This window comes from Acidovorax lacteus, assembly GCF_039540375.1.
GTDB lineage: Bacteria > Pseudomonadota > Gammaproteobacteria > Burkholderiales > Burkholderiaceae_C > Acidovorax_G > Acidovorax_G lacteus.
Map to the genome: position 1 here is coordinate 90627 of NZ_BAABEX010000028.1, position 15927 is coordinate 106553.

Below are 15927 nucleotides of genomic sequence, written 5' to 3' on the forward strand. Positions count from 1 at the left end.
GATGCGCACAGGCCTCCCGCTACAATGGGCCGATCATATCGTCAGCTTCTTGCCCATGCCCGTGCACACCCCTCTGCGCACCCCGCGAATTCTGCTGCTGAGCCTGGTTGCCACCGCGTCGTTGCTGGGTGGTTGCGGAAGCTTTGACAGTGCCAGCACGCGCATCGCCAATGTCGTGACACCTTACAAGGTCGATGTAGTCCAGGGCAACTTCGTGTCGCGCGAACAGGTAGAAGCCCTGCAGCCCGGCATGGGCCGCCAGCAGGTGCGCGAGATCCTCGGGTCGCCGCTGGTGAGCAGCCTGTTCCACGCTGACCGCTGGGAATACGTGTTCACGCTGCAGCGCCCGGGTGTGGAGCGCCAGACACGCAAGCTGACGGTGTATTTCAAGGGCGATGTGCTGGAGCGCCATGAAGGCGACGAGATGCCCTCGGAATCGGAGTTCGTCGCCAGCCTGGGCAAACGTTCTGGCACTCGCAAGGCGCCCTCTCTGGAAGCCACGCCAGAGCAACTCGCCAAATTCCCTGCGCCGTCGCGCAAGGCCGACGACGATGCCGCACCCACCGCGCCGGTGCGAGCCAGTTACCCTCCGCTGGAGCCTGCTGCGCGCTGAGCGCGCGACCGGCTTTGGTGACCAGGCGGCTGGTGCCGGTGTTCCGACACACCGGGCCGCCGCCCATCCTTTGAAGGCAGAAGACCTATGAACCCAACGCAACCGGTATCCCGTGTCGCTGTGGCCGGTGCCTCTGGCCGCATGGGCCGCATGCTGATCGAGGCCATCCGCGCGGCCGACGACATGGTGCTTGCGGGCGCACTCGATCTGCCGTCCAGCCCGGCCATCGGCTCGGACGCCACTGCGTTCCTGGGCTACGCCAGCGGTGTGGCCATCACGGCCGATCTGCGGCAGGCGTTGCAGGGCGTGGATGTGCTGATCGACTTCACCCGGCCCGAAGGCACCTTGCACCACCTGCAGGTGTGCCAGGAACTGGGGGTGCGCATGGTCATTGGTACCACAGGCTTCAGCGATGCGCAGAAAGCCCAGATTGCGGCCGCGGCGCAGCAGCACGCCATCGTGATGGCGCCCAACATGAGCGTGGGCGTGAACGTCACGCTCAAGCTGCTGGAGATGGCCGCCAAGGCCCTCGCCCAGGGCTACGACATCGAGGTGATTGAGGCCCACCACCGCCACAAGGTGGACGCTCCCTCGGGCACGGCCTTGAAGATGGGCGAGGTGATTGCCGACGCCCTGGGACGCGACCTCAAGGACTGCGCGGTGTACGCACGCGAAGGCGTCACCGGCGAGCGCGATCCGTCCACCATCGGCTTTTCGACGATCCGCGGCGGCGATATTGTGGGCGACCACACCGTACTGTTTGCCGGCATTGGGGAGCGCATCGAGATCACCCACAAGTCGTCGAGCCGCACCACCTACGCGCAGGGCAGCCTGCGCGCCGTCCGGTTTCTCGCGCACCATCCCCGGGGCATGTTCGACATGTTCGACGTGCTCGGTTTGCGCGCCTGACGCTGCAGGGGCGCGGCGTCGTGGGCGCGTGGGACTGGTGGCACCAGGGCGACATGGTCGCCCGTGGCACGGCCGTGCTGCTGCTGGCCATGTCGGTGCTCAGTTGGGTGCTCATTCTGTGGAAGGCGTGGCTGCTGGCCGAGGCCCGGCGCAGTGTGCCGCGCAGCATCGCCCTGTGGTGGCAGTCTCCTGATCTGCAGACCGCCGGGCAGCGGGTCCAGGCCGCAGACCGCACCGGCTGGGTCGCGGGACTGGTCGCAGCGGCCGCAGCCGAACCGGCGGGTGCATCCCCGTCCACCCTGGAGGCGCGCACCGCTGAAGGCTTGCGCCTGACACGCCGTTTGCGCGCGGCCCTGCAACAGGCGCAGCAGCGGCTGCAAGCGGGCCAGACCCTGCTGGCCACGTTGGCGGCGGCCGCCCCGTTCGTCGGTTTGCTGGGCACGGTGTGGGGCATTCACCGCGCCCTGCTGGCCCTGACCGGCGGCGGCCCGGTCACGCTGGACCGCCTGGCTGCGCCCGTGGGCGAGGCCCTGGTCATGACGGCGCTGGGCCTGGCCGTGGCGATTCCGGCCCTCGTGGCCTACAACCTGCTGGGGCGCGGCATTGAGTGGGTGGAGTCTGAACTCGACGCGCTGGCCCATGATCTGCAGGCCTGGTCCGGTACAGCCCCTGCCGACGCAGCCGCGTTGCCGCCGTCTGCGTGAGGGAGCGCCATGGCATTGGGCCGGTTCAGTCGTCGGACCACGCCGACCCCCATGGCGGGGATCAACATCACGCCCCTGGTGGATGTGATGCTGGTGCTGGTGGTCATCTTCATTCTGGCTGCCCCGCTGTTCACCACCGCGTTGCCGCTGCAGCTGCCGCGGGCCGAAGCGCCTTCCGACGCCTCGCAGCCGCGCGCGGTGCATCTCGAAATGGATCGCCAGGGCCGCTTGCTGGTGCAGGGTGAGCCGGCCACCCTCGAAACGCTGGAGGGGCATTTGCGCGAGCAGGCACGTCTGCAGGGCACCGATGTGTTGCAGCTGCGTGCCGATGCCGCAGTGGCGTACGGAGACCTGGCCCGGGTCATGGCAGCCGCACAGCGGGCCGGGCTGCCGCGCATGGCGTTCGTGACGGAACAACCCTGAGGCACGCGCCGCGGCATGTGGCAGGCGCCACCGCCTAAAATCGTGGCGATCGGCCGCCCGGGATCTGCTGCGCAAATCTTCAGGCCGTGTGCATGGGCAGGCGGGCTGCGTCTGCCGGGACGCCAGGGCGCGCCACGGCAACGGTGGTTGCGCTGCCGTCCGGCCCCTTGGCGCACACGGCCCGAGTGATTTGCACAAAGGCCCCCGAGACCTTCTCGTTTTCCATCTTCCATCCATGCAAGAGAAATACACCCCCCAGGATGTGGAGCGTGCCGCGCACGCCCACTGGACCGCCCGCGACGCCTACCGCGTGACGGAAGACGCGAACAAGAAGAAGTTCTACGCCTGCTCCATGCTGCCGTACCCCAGCGGCAAGCTGCACATGGGCCATGTGCGCAACTACACCATCAACGACATGCTCACGCGCTACCTGCGCATGAACGGCTACAACGTCTTGATGCCCATGGGCTGGGACGCCTTCGGCCTGCCGGCTGAGAACGCCGCGCTCAAAAACGGCGTGCCCCCGGCCAAGTGGACGTACGAGAACATCGCGTACATGAAGAAGCAGATGCAGGCGATGGGGCTGGCCATCGACTGGAGCCGCGAGGTGGCCACCTGCGACCCCGAGTACTACAAGTGGAACCAGTGGCTGTTCCTCAAGATGCTGGAAAAGCGCATCGCCTACCGCAAGACCCAGGTGGTGAACTGGGACCCGGTGGACCAGACCGTGCTGGCCAATGAACAGGTGATCGACGGCCGCGGCTGGCGCACCGGTGCGTTGGTGGAAAAGCGCGAAATTCCCGGCTACTACCTCAAGATCACCGACTACGCCGAAGAGCTGCTGGGCTTTGTGACGGGCGACAAGTTGCCCGGCTGGCCCGAGCGCGTGAAGCTGATGCAGGAAAACTGGATCGGCAAGAGCGAAGGCGTGCGCTTTGCGTTCACGCACGACATCCAAGGTGACGATGGCGTGCTGATCGGCGACGGCAAGATGTACGTGTTCACCACGCGTGCCGACACCATCATGGGCGTGACCTTCTGCGCCGTGGCCCCTGAGCACCCGCTGGCCGCCCATGCCGCCAAGAGCAACCCGGCGCTCGCTGCGTTCATTGAAGAATGCAAGACCGGTGGCACCACCGAGGCCGAACTGGCCACGCAAGAGAAAAAGGGCGTGCCCACAGGCCTGTACGTGACGCACCCGCTCACCGACGAAAAGGTGCAGGTCTGGGTCGGTAACTACGTGCTGATGGGCTATGGCGACGGTGCGGTGATGGGCGTGCCCGCGCACGACGAGCGCGACTTTGCGTTTGCCCTGAAGTACGGCATCGAGATCAAGCAAGTGGTGCTGGTGGACGGCGAGACGTTCAACTACCACCAGTGGCAGGACTGGTACGGTGACAAGCAGCGCGGCGTCACCATCAACTCCGACAGCTTCAGCGGCTTGAATTACAAGGACGCCGTGAACGCCGTGGCCCACGCGCTGGCGCAAAAGGGCCTGGGCGAGAAGAAGACCACCTGGCGCCTGCGCGACTGGGGCATCAGCCGCCAGCGCTACTGGGGCACGCCGATCCCGATCATTCATTGCGACGAACATGGCGCGGTGCCTGTGCCGGAAAAAGACCTGCCCGTGGTACTGCCGCAGGACTGCATTCCCGACGGCTCGGGCAACCCGCTGCACAAGCACGAAGGCTTCCACGCCGGTGTGACCTGCCCCGTGTGCGGCAAGCCCGCTCGCCGCGAGACGGACACCATGGACACCTTCGTGGACAGCTCGTGGTACTTCATGCGGTACTGCGACCCCAAGAACGCCGACGCGATGGTGGCGGGTGGTGCCGACTACTGGATGCCGATGGACCAGTACATCGGCGGCATCGAGCACGCCATCCTGCACCTGCTGTACGCGCGCTTCTGGACCAAGGTCATGCGCGATCTGGGCTTGGTCAAGGTCGATGAGCCCTTCACCAAGCTGCTCACGCAGGGCATGGTGCTCAACCACATCTACAGCCGCCGCAACGAAAAGGGCGGCAAGGAATACTTCTGGCCGCACGACGTGGAGCATGTGCTCGATGAAGGCGGCAAGATCATCGGCGCCCAGCTCAAGAATGCCGTGGGCGATCTGCCCGTGGGCACGCCCATCGACTACGAGGGCGTGGGCACCATGTCCAAGTCCAAGAACAACGGCGTGGACCCGCAGGACTTGATCGAGAAGTACGGCGCCGATACCGCCCGCCTGTACACCATGTTCACCGCCCCGCCCGAGGCCACGCTTGAATGGAACGACGCGGCGGTGGAAGGCAGCTACCGCTTCCTGCGTCGGGTGTGGAACTTCGGCATCAAGCTCTCGGGCATCGACCGCGACGCCGCCATGGCCAGCGTGGCCGGTGCCAGCAGCCTGCAGGACGTACCGTTCGGCAAAGAGGCCAAAGCGCTGCGCCTGGAGATCCACACCGTGCTCAAGCAGGTGGACTACGACTACCAGCGCATGCAGTACAACACCGTGGTCTCGGGTGCGATGAAGATGATCAACGCGCTCGAGGACTTCAAGGCCATGGACTCGGCGGGTGCCCAGGTGGCGCTGATCGAAGGCTTTGGCATCCTGCTGCGCTGCCTGTACCCGGCCACGCCCCACATTGCCCATGCGCTGTGGAGCGACCTGGGCTACGCCGGTGTGCTGGGCGACCTGCTGGACGCGCCCTGGCCGCAGGTGGACCCGCAGGCGCTCGCGCAGGACGAGGTCGAGCTGATGCTGCAGATCAACGGCAAGCTGCGCGGCTCCATCCTGGTGCCCGCGGCGGCCGACAAGGCGGCCATCGAGCAGATTGCGCTGCAAAGCCCGGTGCTGGCCGCCCATGCGGCCGGCGCGAGCCCCAAGCGCGTGGTGGTGGTGCCGGGTCGCCTGGTCAACATCGTGGTGTAAGCACACGGCCGTGCCCGGGCGCACCGCTGCCGGGCCGGCCCACAAGGATTCACATGCACCGACGCCGATTGCTTGGGGCTCTGGTACCGCTGCTGGCCGTGGCCGGCTGCGGTTTTCGCCTGCGGGGCGTGCCTGATTTCGCGTTCGACTCACTGCACATTGCAGCGCCTGCGGGCTCGGGGCTGGCACGCGAGCTGCAGCGCACGCTCGAAGGCGCGGGCAGTCCGCTGCGCATCACGCGCGACACGGGAGCCCAGCCGGGCGCGCAGGCCACGCTCGACCTGCTGGCCGAGCAGCGCGAGCGTGTGGTCGTGGGGCAAAACGTGGCCGGGCAGGTGCGGGAGCTGCAACTGCGGCTGCGCATCCGCTTCCGGCTGCGCCGCGCCGACGGCACCGAGTGGATTCCCGAGACCGAGCTGCTGCAGCAGCGCGACATCAGCTACACCGAAACCGCCGCGCTGTCGAAAGAGGCCGAAGAGGCCCTGCTGTTCCGCAACATGCAGACCGACTTGGTGCAGCAGCTCACACGCCGCCTGGCGGCGATCAAGCCCTGACTCAGAGGCCAAAATGGCCTCTCATGACCCGCAGTCAAGCACGAGCAGCTATTAATTTAATAGCAAGCAGGCTGCGAATCCGTTGCCGGTCGGTGCGGCTGGCAGGCCTGCCGACCAGGCGTCCGCGCGCTGCGGCCTCTCACGCGGGCCGCGTGCGCATGAGCGTGCTTTTGCCGAACAGCGACTCGACCAGGTCCACCGCCAGCAGTGCGGTCTTGTTGCGCACGTCCAGCGCGGGGTTCAGCTCCATGATGTCCAGCGATGCGAGCTGGCCGCAGTCGGCAACCATCTCCATGCACAGCTGCGCCTCGCGGTAGGTGGGGCCGCCCGGAATGGTGGTGCCCACGCCCGGCGCAATGTCGGGGTCGAGAAAGTCCACGTCAAAGCTCACGTGCAGGTGGGTGTTGGCGTCCACGCCGTCGAGCGCGCGCTCCATGGTCTGGCGCATGCCCACCTCGTCGATGAAGCGCATGTCGAACACCTCCAGCCCTTGCGCGTGCACAAAGCGCTTTTCGCCTGGGTCCACGCTGCGGATGCCGATCTGCCGGATCTGCTCGGTGCGCAGCGCCGGGCTGCCGGCGGGCATGTTCGCAAGCTGGGTCAGGGCCTCGGGGCCAAAGCCGAACAGACAGGCCACGGGCATGCCGTGCACGTTGCCGCTGGGCGTGAGCGCGCTGGTGTTGAAGTCGGCATGGGCGTCGAGCCACAGCACCCGCAGCTTGCGCCCGGTGTCGGCGCAGTGCCGTGCCACAGCGCTGATGCTGCCCACGGCCAGGCAGTGGTCGCCGCCCATCAGGATGGGCAGGTGGCCCAACGCCAGCTCGGCGGCTACGGCATCGCGCACGCGCCGGTTCCACTCGACCACCTCGCGCAGGTGGCGGTAGCCGTCCTCTGGCGGCTGCCAGGGGTTGGCCGGGCCGGACAGGTTGCCGCGGTCCAGCACCGTGAGGCCGTGGCTTTCCAGGGCCGGTTGCAGGCCGGCCACGCGCAGGGCTTCGGGGCCCATGGAGGCGCCCCGGGCACCCGCGCCCACGTCGGTAGGGGCGCCGATCAGGCTGGCAATGCGGGGGGCGGCGGCAGGGCGGGACATGGTGGTCAGGCGTTCCAAAAGCAGGGTGGGGCAACGGAGGGGCCCGGCAGGCCGCGCAGCGGGTGGCCGCGCGTGCCAGGGCAGCCGTGATTGTGACGGCAAGCGTGCGCGCCGGGGCCGCGCAGGGCAGGCGATAGACTCGGCGCATGCAGACCACCCTGGAGCAGCTTCCTTCCCTGTTGCAACGCCGTCTCGCGCCCTTGTATGTGCTGCACGGCGACGAGCCCCTGCTGGTGCAGGAAGCCGCCGACGCCATCCGCGCCGCAGCGCGGGCGCAGGGCTACACCGAGCGCAGCGCGCATGTGGTGTCGGGCGCGCACTTCGACTGGAGCGGCGTGCTCGCCGCTGCGGGCAGCATGAGCCTGTTCAGCGACCGGTTGCTGCTGGAAGTGCGCATCCCGTCGGGCAAGCCGGGCAAGGACGGCGCGGTGGCCCTGCAGCAACTGGCCGCCCAGGCCCCGGCCCAGGACAGTACGCTCACCGTGGTCCTGCTGCCCCGGCTGGACAAGGCCACGCGCAGCAGCGCCTGGTTCAGCGCGCTCGAAGCGCACGGCACCAGCGTCGCCCTCGAACCCGTGGAGCGTGCCCAGCTCCCCGCCTGGATCGCCCAGCGCCTGGCGCGCCAGGGCCAGCGCGTGGCTGCGGGCGAAGAAGGCCAGCGGGCGCTGCAGTTTTTTGCCGACCGCGTGGAGGGCAACCTGCTCGCGGCGCACCAGGAGATCCAGAAGCTCGCGCTGCTCTACCCCGAGGGCGAACTGGGGCTGGAGCAGATCCAGGCCGCCGTGCTCAACGTGGCGCGCTACGACGTGCAAAAGCTCGCGCTGGCCGCGCTGGCGGGCCAGGCGGCGCGCGTGCAGCGCATGCTCGAAGGCCTGCAGGCCGAAGGCGAGGCCGCAGTGCTGGTGCACTGGACGCTGGCCGACGACATCCGCGCGCTCAAGCGCGTAAAAGACGCGCTGGCCGCGGGCCGCCCCCTGCCCATGGCGCTGCGTGAGCAGCGTGTGTGGGGCGCCAAAGAGCGCCTGTACGAGCGGGTGTTGCCGCGGCTGTCTGAGCGGCAGATCACGCGGCTGCTGGTGCACGCGCACCAGGTGGACGGCATCGTCAAAGGCTTGCCCGTACCCGGCTGGCCGGCCGATCCGTGGCTGGCCCTGCAGCGCCTGGCCCTGCAGTTCAGCCGTTGCTGTGCCGAGGCGCAGGGCGGGGCGGTCAGGCCCACGCGTTGAGGCTGGCACGTTAAGGCCGACGCGGTACGGCCGGTACGTTCAGGCCGCCGCGCCCGTCGGCCGCGCAGCCCGGGGGGTGCTCAGGCGGCGGTGCTGCGCAGCACGCGGCGGGCGGCGTCCACCCATTGCTGCAGGCTGTCGACCAGTGCTTCCTGGCTGAACGAGCAGCTTTCCTGGTTGAACAGCGCGCCGGATTCGAGCCGGTCCAGCAGGTTGTGCAGCACGGTTTCAAACTGCGGCGGCAGGTCGGCCCACAGCGCGGGCTGCGCGCGCGTGGCCTGGCTCCAGGCGGCGGCGTCGGCACCATCGCGCAGGGCTTGCAGGCGGGATTCCAGATCGTCGAGCAGGGCAGGGGTGGGCATGGGCGCCGATGGTAGCCGTTTTGCCGCCCGGCCCGGGCCGCAAGGCCCCAGGGCGAATAGGCGGTTCTGCCAGAATGCCGGGATGAGCGAACTCTCCGTACCGGATCTGATGCGCCAGATGGGCGAGCAGGCGAAAACCGCCTCAGCGCTGATGGCCAAAGCCTCCCCCGCCACCAAGAACAAAGCCCTGCTGGGCATTGCCCGCCGCCTGCGCAGCGCTGGCGCAGCCCTGCAGGCCGACAACGAGCGCGACCTGGCGCGCGCCCGGGCCGCCGGTCTGGCCGCCCCCATGGTAGACCGCCTCAAGCTCAGCCCCGCAGTGCTCGAAACCTGCGCCCAGGGCTGCGAACAGTTGGCGGCCATGCCCGACATCATTGGCGAGATTTCGGGCCTGCAGCAGCAGCCCAGCGGCATCCGCGTGGGCCGCATGCGCGTGCCGATTGGCGTGTTCGGCATGATTTACGAAAGCCGTCCCAACGTGACCATCGAGGCGGCCAGCCTGGGCATCAAGAGTGGCAACGCCTGCATTTTGCGCGGGGGCTCTGAGGCCATCGATTCCAACCGCGCGCTCGCGCGGCTGGTGGAAGAAGCGCTGGAAGAAGCCGGCCTGCCGCGCACGGCCGTGCAACTGGTGCCCACCACCGACCGCGAGGCGGTGGGCCATCTGGTGGCCATGCCCGAGTTTGTGGACGTGATCATCCCCCGCGGCGGCAAGGGCCTGATCGAGCGCATCAGCCGTGAGGCCAAGGTGCCCGTGATCAAGCACCTGGACGGCAACTGCCACACCTACGTGGACGACCCCTGCGACCTGGACATGGCCGTGCGCGTGGCCGACAACGCCAAAACCCAGAAGTACAGCCCCTGCAACGCGAGCGAAGGCCTGCTGGTGGCCCGCGGCGTCGCGGCGCAGTTTCTGCCGCGCATCGGTGCCGTGTACGCGGCCAAGGGCGTGGAGATGCGCTGCTGCCCCGAAGCGCTGGCGCTGCTGGCGCCGGTGCCCGGTGCCACGCTGGTGCCGGCCACCGAGCAGGACTGGTTCGAGGAATACCTGGCACCCATCATCAGCATCAAGGTGGTGGCCGGCGTGGACGAGGCGATTGCGCACATCAACCACTACTCCAGCCACCACACCGACGCCATCCTGACCACGCACCACGGGCATGCGCAGCGCTTCTTGCGCGAGGTGGATTCGTCGAGCGTGATGGTGAACGCCAGCACGCGCTTTGCCGACGGATTCGAGTACGGCCTGGGGGCCGAAATCGGCATCAGCACCGACAAGTTCCACGCGCGCGGGCCCGTGGGGCTCGAAGGGCTGACCTCGCTCAAGTACGTGGTGCTGGGCGAAGGCGAAGTGCGGGGCTGATTTGCTCCTGTCTTGATAGCTTGTCGTGCTTGTCTGCGCTGGGCTGGGGGCTGAAACGGCATGAAAATCATCATCCTGGGCGCAGGCCGTGTGGGCGAGAGCGTGGCCGACAGCCTGGTGTCTGAGCGCAACGACATCACGGTGATCGACACCGACGCCCAACGCCTGCGCGACCTGGAGTCGCGCTTTGACTTGCGCGGCGTGGTGGGCAGCGGCATCGAGCCCGCCGTGCTGGCCGAGGCCGGTGCGCAGGACGCCGACATGCTCATCGCTTGCGCCGCGCAGGACGAGACCAACCTCGTGTGCTGCAAGCTGGCGCAGGCGCTGTTCAACATCCCCACCCGCATTGCGCGCGTGCGCTCGGGGGGCTACCGCGACGACCCGCGGCTCATGGGCCACGAGGGCTTTGCGGTGGACCGCATCATCTGCCCCGAAGAGTCGCTGATGCGCTACATCAGCAAACTCATCGAGTACCCCGAGGCCCTGCAGGTGCGCGAGTTTGCAGGGGGACGCGCCTGCCTGGTGTCGGTGCGCGCGCGGCCAGGTGCGCCGCTGGTGGAGCAGACCATCGGCGACCTGCGTGCGGCCTCGCCCGACGTCGAGCTGCGCGTGGTGGCGGTGTACCGCCGTTTTGCCGACGAGCCCGACCGTTTCATCGCCTGCGACGGCAAGACGCGGGTGGAGCCGGGCGACGAGGTGTTTGTGCTGGCCGACAGCCGCCACGTGGCGCAGGTGCTGTCCATCGTGCACGGGCCCGGGCATTCGAGCCGCCCTGTGCGGCGGCTCATGATTGCCGGAGGCGGGCAGGTGGGCCTGCGCCTGGCGCGCATGCTGGGCGACGACCCGGCGCGGTTTCACATCAAGATCATCGAAGACCGCCCCGAGCGCTGTGTGCAGCTGGCGGCGCAGTTGCCGCCGCAGGTGTTGGTGCTGGAGGGCGACACCACCGACGAGGACCTGCTGGGCGACGAGGGCATTGACGAGGTGGACCTGTTCCTCGCGCTGACCGACGACGACGAGGACAACATCATGTCCTGCCTGCTGGCCAAGCGCATGGGTGCGCGGCGCGTGCTGGCGCTCATCAACCGCCGCAGCTATGCCGACCTGATGCACGGCACGCAGATCGACATTGCGCTGTCGCCCGCGCAGGCCATGCTGGGCGAGCTGCTCGCCTATGTGCGGCAGGGGGATGTGCAGGCCGTGCACAGCCTGCGCCGCGGCGTGGCCGAGGCTCTTGAGATCGTGGCCCGCGGCGACCGCAAAAGCTCTCGCGTGGTGGGCCGCAAGGTGAGCGATCTGGCGCTGCCGCGCGATGTGCACATGGGGCTCATCGTGCGTGGTCTGCCTTCATCGCCCGGGGCGGCCGCACCGCTGGCGGAGCCCGAGGTCATCATTCCACGCAGCTCCACCGTGATCGAGACCGACGACCATGTGGTGTTCTTTCTGCCCAACAAGCGCCTGGTGCGCGAAGTGGAAAAGCTCTTCCGCGTGAGCGCTACGTTTTTTTGAGCGCGCGCGCCCCCAACGTTTTCAGGGCCTGACGGATGGTCGATCTCTTTCCAGTGCTGCGCGTGCTTGGCCTGCTGATCATGAGCTTTGCCTGCACCATGGCGTTGCCCGGGCTGGTGAGCTGGTTCTGGCTGGACGGCGTGTGGCATGTATATCCGCAGGCCATGGCCCTGACCTTTGCCCTGGGGGCGGGCCTGTGGTGGACGATGCGCTGGTTCCGCCGCGAGCTGCAGCCCCGCCACGGCGTGATGCTGGTGACCATGGTGTGGCTGCTGCTGCCGCTGCTGGCGGCCTTTCCGCTGATGCTGGCGCTGCACGCGGTCGGGCGACCCATCTCGTTCACGCACGCTTACTTCGAGGCCGTATCTGGTCTTACCACGACGGGCTCCACGGTGCTGTCGGGCCTGGACACGCTGCCGGTGTCGGTGAACGTATGGCGCACGTTCTTGCAATGGCTCGGTGGCATGGGCATTCTGATTCTGGCGGTGGCCGTGCTGCCGCTGCTCGGCGTCGGCGGCAGCCAGCTGTTCAAGGCCGAGGCGGCAGGGCCGGTCAAGGACTCCAAGCTCACCCCGCGCATGGCCGAAACGGCCAAGGGCCTGTGGGGCATCTATGCGCTCTTGTCGTTGGGCTGTGCGGTCGCGTACTGGGTGGCGGGCATGTCGGGGTTGGACGCCGTGATGCACATGTTCACCACCGTCAGCCTGGGAGGGCTCTCGTCCTACGATGCAAGCTTCGGGCACTTTCAGTCGCCGCTGCTGGAGGCCATTGCCATCGTGGTGATGCTGATCGCGAGCTGCAACTTTGCGCTGTACTTTGTGGCCTGGCGCAAGCGAGATGGGCGCGGGCTGGGGCGCGATCCGGAGTTGCGCGCGACGCTGGCGGTGCTGCTGGGAGGCGGGCTGCTGGTAGCGCTGCTGTTGTGGGCCAAGGGCGTTTACGGCCCGTTGGACGCGTTGCGCCATGGCATGTTCCATGTCGTGTCCATCGGCACCACCACAGGCTATGCCACAGTGGATTTTCTGGCGTGGCCCGTGTTCGCGCCGGTGTTCATGTTGCTGCTGTCGGGTGTGGCCACAAGCGCCGGTTCGACCGGCTGCGGCATCAAGATGGTGCGCGTGCTCATCTTGCTCAAGCAGGCGCGGCGGGAAATGACGCGGCTCGTGCATCCCCGTGCAGTGCAGCCCATCCGCCTGGGCGATGCCGTGATCGATCACCCGGTCATCTTCTCAGTGCTGGCCTTCATGCTGGTGTACGGCGGCACCATCATCGTGCTGAGCATGGTGCTGCTGCTGACCGATCTGGACCCGGTGACCGCTTTCTCGGCGGTGCTTGCCAGCGTCAATTGCATGGGCCCCGGTCTTGGAAGTGTCGGGCCCGCCTCCAACTACGCCGTGCTGACGGACACCCAGCTGTGGGTGTGCACGCTGGCCATGCTGCTCGGGCGTCTGGAGATGCTCAGTTTCATCGCGCTGCTCACGCCCGCGTTCTGGCGGCGGTAAACGGGCCTGCGCTGCGGTCCGTATGGCTGGCTGCGGGGCATATGGCCTGCGCTGCGCCCGTCGGTCGGCACGTCCCTACAATCCCCTGCAGTCAACCCGAGGATCTCCATGGTTCCGCATCTCGTCACGGCCCTGACCGGGCCCATCAATGAACTGGAACAACGCATCCTGGACTCGATGCCAGCCATCGAGCGGTGGTTTCGTCTCGAATGGATGGAGCACACGCCGCCGTTCTACACCTCCGTGGACATTCGCAATGCCGGCTTCAAGCTCGCGCCAGTGGACACCAACCTGTACCCAGGAGGCTGGAACAATCTGACCACCGAGATGCTGCCGCTGGCTGTCCAGGCGGCCATGGCGGCCATCGAGAAGATCTGCCCGGAAGCGCGCAACCTGCTGATCATTCCCGAGAACCACACGCGCAATACGTTCTACCTGGCCAACGTGGTGCAGCTGCAGCGTATCTTCAACATGGCCGGGCTCAACGTGCGTGTGGGGTCGATCAGCCCGGAGGTCAAAAAGCCCACGACCATCGAACTGCCCAATGGCGACTCGGTCACGCTCGAGCCGGTCGTGCGCACCAAGCGCCGCCTGGGGCTCAAGGATTTCGATCCCTGCACGATCTTGCTCAACAACGACCTGTCGGCTGGTGCCCCCGGCATCCTGGAAGACATTCACGAGCAGTACCTTTTGCCGCCGCTGCATGCGGGCTGGACGGTGCGGCGCAAGAGCAACCATTTCAAAGCCTATGAAGAGGTCTCCAAACGCTTCGGCAAGATGCTGGGTATCGATCCGTGGCTCATCCACCCCCTCTTCACGCACTGCGAAGACCTGGACTTTGCCGAGGGCGTGGGCATCGACCGCCTGCAAGCCAGCGTGGATGGCTTGTTGACGAAGGTGCGCCGCAAATACAAGGAATACGGCATCAACGAGAAGCCCTTTGCCATCGTCAAGGCCAACAACGGCACCTACGGCATGGGCATCATGACCGTGCGCGATGCCAAGGAGCTGGAAGACCTCGGCCGCCGGGCGCGCAACAAGATGGCCGTCGTCAAAGAGGGGCAGCCCGTGCACGACGTGATCGTGCAGGAGGGTGTGCTGACCATGGAGCGCGTGCACGAAGCCGTGGCAGAGCCGGTCGTCTACATGATGGACCGCTACGTGGTGGGGGGGTTCTATCGCATGCACGCAGAGCGAGGCACCGACGAGAACCTGAACGCTCCGGGGGCCAGCTATGTGCCGCTGGCGTTCGAGCACAGCACACATCTTCCGCAGCCCGGTGCGCGCCCTGGCGTGAGCGCGCCCAATCGCTTCTACATGTACGGCGTGCTCGGCCGCCTCGCCATGCTGGCGGCCAGTTACGAGCTCGAGGCGACCAATCCGGATGCCGAGGTTTATGAGTGATCTGCGAAGCTCGGGATGTGAGGCGATCTGGCGGCATGAGGCCTGTGGTGCTCCCCCAGGCTGCTAGAATGCGCGGCTGATCTTGGAATCGCGGCTCAGCGGTTTCCTGACGCGTCAAAGTTTCCAGCCTAGTTGCGGAAATTTGTGCGCAGTCACGAAATGCTGCTAGAATTCGAAGTTCTCCGGAGGGGTGCCCGAGTGGCTAAAGGGGGCAGACTGTAAATCTGTTGGCTTACGCCTACACTGGTTCGAATCCAGTCCCCTCCACCAGCAAATGCGCGCAGGCAATCAGTAATGAGTGCTTGCAGGACAGTAGTCCGGCGCGGGAGTAGTTCAATGGTAGAACCCTAGCCTTCCAAGCTAATGACGCGGGTTCGATTCCCGTCTCCCGCTCCATGCAGTGGTTGTTGGTTTTTGAGTTTTGTGGGGTTGCGGCAACGCAGCCTACTGCCCATGTGGCTCAGTGGTAGAGCACTCCCTTGGTAAGGGAGAGGTCGCGGGTCCGATTCCCGCCATGGGCACCAGTCAAAGGTGCGCCCGTCTGGCAGCGCCGAAATCCTGTTGTAGTGATATAGATCTTTTTCGGAGTCGGAAATGGCAAAAGGAAAATTCGAGCGCACCAAGCCGCACGTGAACGTGGGCACGATCGGTCACGTGGACCATGGCAAGACGACGCTGACGGCGGCGATCGCCACGGTGCTGTCGAGCAAGTTCGGCGGCGAAGCCAAGAAGTACGACGAAATCGACGCAGCACCTGAAGAAAAGGCCCGCGGCATCACCATCAACACCGCCCACGTGGAATACGAAACGGCCAATCGCCACTACGCCCACGTGGACTGCCCTGGCCACGCCGACTACGTCAAGAACATGATTACCGGTGCCGCCCAGATGGACGGCGCCATCCTGGTGTGCTCGGCCGCTGACGGCCCGATGCCCCAGACCCGCGAGCACATCCTGCTGGCCCGCCAAGTGGGCGTGCCCTACATCATCGTGTTCCTGAACAAGTGCGACATGGTGGACGACGAAGAACTGCTCGAACTCGTCGAAATGGAAGTGCGTGAACTGCTGGACAAGTACGACTTCCCCGGCGATGCCACCCCCATCATCCGCGGCTCGGCCAAGATGGCCCTGGAAGGCGACAAGGGCAAGCTCGGCGAAGAAGCCATCATGAAGCTCGCCGAAGCCCTGGACACCTACATCCCCACGCCCGAGCGCGCAGTGGATGGCACCTTCCTGATGCCCGTGGAAGACGTGTTCTCGATCTCCGGTCGCGGCACCGTGGTGACCGGTCGTGTCGAGCGCGGCGTGATCAAGGTCGGTGAAGAAATCGAAATCGTGGGCATCCGCGACA

At 66.8% G+C, this 15927-nt stretch carries 14 protein-coding genes and 3 tRNA genes; 15 read left to right on the top strand and 2 right to left on the bottom strand.

Translation table 11 applies throughout. The features are described 5' to 3' along the window. The first annotated feature begins 55 nt into the window (after positions 1-55). From ABD866_RS12795 to ABD866_RS12820, 6 genes are all read left to right on the top strand, one after another. Positions 56-613 (top strand): outer membrane protein assembly factor BamE, encoded by a 558-nt coding sequence (locus ABD866_RS12795; protein WP_345065671.1) that lies wholly within the window; start codon positions 56-58, stop codon positions 611-613. Between the two features lie 87 nt (positions 614-700). Further along, complete coding sequence (dapB, locus tag ABD866_RS12800; protein WP_345065674.1) at positions 701-1522, top strand: 4-hydroxy-tetrahydrodipicolinate reductase; 822 nt, start codon at positions 701-703, stop codon at positions 1520-1522. A gap of 53 nt (positions 1523-1575) precedes the next feature. After that, positions 1576-2226, top strand: a complete 651-nt coding sequence (locus tag ABD866_RS12805) for a MotA/TolQ/ExbB proton channel family protein (protein WP_345065678.1) — start codon at positions 1576-1578, stop codon at positions 2224-2226. A gap of 51 nt (positions 2227-2277) precedes the next feature. After that, positions 2278-2649 carry an ExbD/TolR family protein gene (locus ABD866_RS12810; protein WP_345065681.1) on the top strand — a complete coding sequence of 124 codons (372 nt, stop codon included), beginning with the start codon at positions 2278-2280 and terminating at the stop codon, positions 2647-2649. A gap of 235 nt (positions 2650-2884) precedes the next feature. Continuing rightward, the gene (leuS, locus tag ABD866_RS12815; protein WP_345065684.1) at positions 2885-5566 is read left to right on the top strand and encodes a leucine--tRNA ligase; all 2682 of its coding nucleotides are present in this window, start codon (positions 2885-2887) and stop codon (positions 5564-5566) included. 53 nt (positions 5567-5619) lie between these two features. Continuing rightward, positions 5620-6120 carry an LPS-assembly lipoprotein LptE gene (locus ABD866_RS12820; protein WP_345065687.1) on the top strand — a complete coding sequence of 167 codons (501 nt, stop codon included), beginning with the start codon at positions 5620-5622 and terminating at the stop codon, positions 6118-6120. A 139-nt stretch (positions 6121-6259) separates the two neighbouring features. Here the strand turns inward: ABD866_RS12820 and rocF are convergent, their stop codons facing one another. Beyond that, the gene (gene rocF / locus ABD866_RS12825; RefSeq protein WP_345065690.1) at positions 6260-7210 is read right to left on the bottom strand and encodes an arginase; all 951 of its coding nucleotides are present in this window, start codon (positions 7208-7210) and stop codon (positions 6260-6262) included. 146 nt (positions 7211-7356) lie between these two features. Between rocF and holA the strand changes: the two genes are divergently transcribed. Continuing rightward, positions 7357-8436 carry a DNA polymerase III subunit delta gene (gene holA, locus ABD866_RS12830; RefSeq protein WP_345065693.1) on the top strand — a complete coding sequence of 360 codons (1080 nt, stop codon included), beginning with the start codon at positions 7357-7359 and terminating at the stop codon, positions 8434-8436. A gap of 80 nt (positions 8437-8516) precedes the next feature. Here holA and ABD866_RS12835 read toward each other — a convergent pair whose 3' ends face one another. Next, on the bottom strand, positions 8517-8798 hold the full coding sequence (locus ABD866_RS12835) for a hypothetical protein (protein ID WP_345065695.1): 282 nt from the start codon (positions 8796-8798) through the stop codon (positions 8517-8519). An 82-nt stretch (positions 8799-8880) separates the two neighbouring features. Here ABD866_RS12835 and ABD866_RS12840 point away from each other — a divergent pair, with 82 nt between their 5' ends. The 8 genes from ABD866_RS12840 to ABD866_RS12875 all read left to right on the top strand — a co-directional run. Then, complete coding sequence (locus ABD866_RS12840; protein WP_345065698.1) at positions 8881-10161, top strand: glutamate-5-semialdehyde dehydrogenase; 1281 nt, start codon at positions 8881-8883, stop codon at positions 10159-10161. 60 nt (positions 10162-10221) lie between these two features. Then, positions 10222-11670: a Trk system potassium transporter TrkA gene (gene trkA / locus ABD866_RS12845; RefSeq protein ID WP_345065701.1), complete on the top strand. Its 1449-nt coding sequence runs from the start codon at positions 10222-10224 to the stop codon at positions 11668-11670. Between the two features lie 35 nt (positions 11671-11705). Next, positions 11706-13172 carry a TrkH family potassium uptake protein gene (locus tag ABD866_RS12850; RefSeq protein ID WP_345065704.1) on the top strand — a complete coding sequence of 489 codons (1467 nt, stop codon included), beginning with the start codon at positions 11706-11708 and terminating at the stop codon, positions 13170-13172. Between the two features lie 108 nt (positions 13173-13280). Then, on the top strand, positions 13281-14576 hold the full coding sequence (gene gshA, locus ABD866_RS12855; protein ID WP_345065707.1) for a glutamate--cysteine ligase: 1296 nt from the start codon (positions 13281-13283) through the stop codon (positions 14574-14576). A 184-nt stretch (positions 14577-14760) separates the two neighbouring features. Continuing rightward, positions 14761-14846 (top strand) — tRNA-Tyr (locus tag ABD866_RS12860). Positions 14847-14898: 52 nt separating this feature from the next. Then, positions 14899-14972: transfer RNA gene (locus ABD866_RS12865), tRNA-Gly, on the top strand. A gap of 53 nt (positions 14973-15025) precedes the next feature. Then, a tRNA-Thr gene (locus ABD866_RS12870) sits at positions 15026-15100 on the top strand. Positions 15101-15170: 70 nt separating this feature from the next. After that, positions 15171-15927 (top strand): elongation factor Tu (locus ABD866_RS12875; protein WP_345065710.1); only part of this gene is annotated, 757 nt, incomplete at its 3' end.

Excerpts from the sequence above, each read along its gene's own strand:
- ABD866_RS12810 (WP_345065681.1), top strand. The coding sequence starts at position 2,278 with ATGGCGGGGATCAACATCACGCCCCTGGTGGATGTGATGCTGGTGCTG.
- ABD866_RS12835 (WP_345065695.1), bottom strand. The coding sequence starts at position 8,798 with ATGCCCACCCCTGCCCTGCTCGACGATCTGGAATCCCGCCTGCAAGCC.
- gshA (WP_345065707.1), top strand. The coding sequence starts at position 13,281 with ATGGTTCCGCATCTCGTCACGGCCCTGACCGGGCCCATCAATGAACTG.
- ABD866_RS12795 (WP_345065671.1), top strand. The coding sequence starts at position 56 with ATGCCCGTGCACACCCCTCTGCGCACCCCGCGAATTCTGCTGCTGAGC.
- ABD866_RS12805 (WP_345065678.1), top strand. The coding sequence starts at position 1,576 with ATGGTCGCCCGTGGCACGGCCGTGCTGCTGCTGGCCATGTCGGTGCTC.
- ABD866_RS12850 (WP_345065704.1), top strand. The coding sequence starts at position 11,706 with ATGGTCGATCTCTTTCCAGTGCTGCGCGTGCTTGGCCTGCTGATCATG.
- dapB (WP_345065674.1), top strand. The coding sequence starts at position 701 with ATGAACCCAACGCAACCGGTATCCCGTGTCGCTGTGGCCGGTGCCTCT.
- holA (WP_345065693.1), top strand. The coding sequence starts at position 7,357 with ATGCAGACCACCCTGGAGCAGCTTCCTTCCCTGTTGCAACGCCGTCTC.
- rocF (WP_345065690.1), bottom strand. The coding sequence starts at position 7,210 with ATGTCCCGCCCTGCCGCCGCCCCCCGCATTGCCAGCCTGATCGGCGCC.
- leuS (WP_345065684.1), top strand. The coding sequence starts at position 2,885 with ATGCAAGAGAAATACACCCCCCAGGATGTGGAGCGTGCCGCGCACGCC.
- trkA (WP_345065701.1), top strand. The coding sequence starts at position 10,222 with ATGAAAATCATCATCCTGGGCGCAGGCCGTGTGGGCGAGAGCGTGGCC.
- ABD866_RS12820 (WP_345065687.1), top strand. The coding sequence starts at position 5,620 with ATGCACCGACGCCGATTGCTTGGGGCTCTGGTACCGCTGCTGGCCGTG.
- ABD866_RS12840 (WP_345065698.1), top strand. The coding sequence starts at position 8,881 with ATGAGCGAACTCTCCGTACCGGATCTGATGCGCCAGATGGGCGAGCAG.